General features: G+C 35.6%; 2 protein-coding genes. Both read left to right on the top strand.

Features of this window, described 5'->3' with window-relative positions; all coding sequences use genetic code 11:
- Positions 1–75: 75 nt before the first annotated feature.
- Positions 76–759 (top strand): response regulator transcription factor, encoded by a 684-nt coding sequence (locus V7659_RS13150; protein ID WP_335540369.1) that lies wholly within the window; start codon positions 76–78, stop codon positions 757–759.
- Between the two features lie 35 nt (positions 760–794).
- Positions 795–1,772, top strand: coding sequence for a F510_1955 family glycosylhydrolase (locus V7659_RS13145; RefSeq protein WP_335540368.1), 978 nt, complete (start codon positions 795–797; stop codon positions 1,770–1,772).
- Positions 1,773–1,843 lie beyond the last annotated feature (71 nt).

The following is a 1,843-nucleotide window of genomic DNA, read 5'->3' as shown; positions in this document are numbered from 1 at the left end:
ATTATCTTCATATTTGTATTAGTTTGTATATAGTATAATTTAATTCTAGATTTCTATTTATGGGAGTGGAAGTTCGTGAAAAAAATACTACTCGTAGACGATGAACCAAGAATGTTAGATTTACTTTCCCTTTATCTAACTCCCAAGGGATATAACTGCATAAAAATGACAACTGCTCGGCAGGCGATACATTATTTGCAAGAAGAGAAGAAAGCGGAAATCATTTTGTTAGATGTAATGATGCCTGAAATGGATGGCTGGGAAGCATGCCAGGAAATTCGAAAAAACTGGGACATCCCGATTATCATGCTGACTGCACGAAGTGAAAAAAATGATATTGTAAAGGGTTTAAACATGGGTGCGGATGACTATATTTCAAAACCCTTTGATGAAGAAGAATTACTTGCACGTATTGATGCCGTTTTAAGAAGAAAAACAGGTTATACAGGAATAATTGGCTTTAAGGGTCTTGAATTGAACGAGGACTCTTTCAGTGTTTCTTTCAATAATCAGCAAATTCCTGTAACACCAAAAGAATTTGCTTTATTAGCGCTTTTACTTAAAAATCAGAATAAAGTATTTACACGGGAACACTTATTGACAACAATTTGGGGTTATGCTGCTCAGGCGGAGGACCGGACGATTGATTCCCATGTTCGGAATTTACGAGATAAATTACGAAAAACAGGATTTTCAGTTGATGAATATTTGACAACCGTATGGGGACTGGGGTATAAGTGGATGGATAAGGATTCATAAATGAATACCTCATAGTTTAGTATGGAGGGAATAAAGTGAAGAAAACAAAGAAAGTCTTTCTTGCAGTGTTGACCGGAATCATGCTGCTAGTGGCCTCAGGTTGTCAAGGCACAAGCCAAGAACAAAAGCAGCAGCCACAACCAGAAAAGAAAGAAAAAGTTACCTATGATATTATTCAAGCGAAATCATTAAAGGTAGGTCAGATTCTTGGTATTGGTTATCCAGGAAATGATTTTGCTTTGTACGTTGCGACAGATAAGGGCTTAAAAATGTTTAACGGTTCAAATTGGTTTGAAGCAACAACGAACCAACATGAATACTATAGTTTTCAAGCTTTAAGTACTGGTTTTATTGCAAGCGGACACCCACAAAAAGGTTCGGGATTAAAGGATCCACTCGGTATCATTCAAAGTGTCAATAAAGGACAAACTATCAGTAAACTATCCTTCTACGGTCAGTCGCTTTTTCATTTCATGGGCGCAAGTTATTCAGGAAAAGGTCTCTATGTTATTAAAGAAGACCCAAATGCAAAAACCTTAGGTCAAGGTCTGAACTATTCTAAGGATAATGGGGCCACGTGGAAAAATAGTACATTAAAGAATTTTAATGCGGATTCCTATGGAAGGATTGCCGTTCATCCGAAAAATGGGGATATCATCGCGATGCCGACACGGTCTGGTATTTATTATTCGATCGATAACGGAAATACGATGAAACAGATCACAAATCCATTTATGGTAACGTCGCTTACATTTAGCGGAGATACAGTTTTATTTTCAAGTGTGGAAAACAAGAAAATATTATTAAAAACAATTAATCCTGCAACTGGTGAACAAAAAAATATCGAGATTCCATTCCTTGATTATGAAAATCCAATTACTTACTTAGCAGTCAATCCTCAAGATCCAAACCAAATAGCCTTCACCACTATAAATAATGATATATATGAATCGATAGATGGTGGAGTTAAATGGAATAATCCGATGCAGAATGGAAAAACAGAGCTGAAATAAACTTTCGGCTCTGTTTTTTTTGTTAAATACAAAATTATAAAATAATTATTATGGATAAATTGAAATAGTTC

Origin of the sequence: Neobacillus drentensis (assembly GCF_036966985.1) — a bacterium.
GTDB classification, from domain to species: domain Bacteria; phylum Bacillota; class Bacilli; order Bacillales; family Cytobacillaceae; genus Neobacillus; species Neobacillus drentensis_E.
Note: the sequence above shows the minus strand (reverse complement) of the source record. Positions and strands in the feature narration are given on the sequence as shown.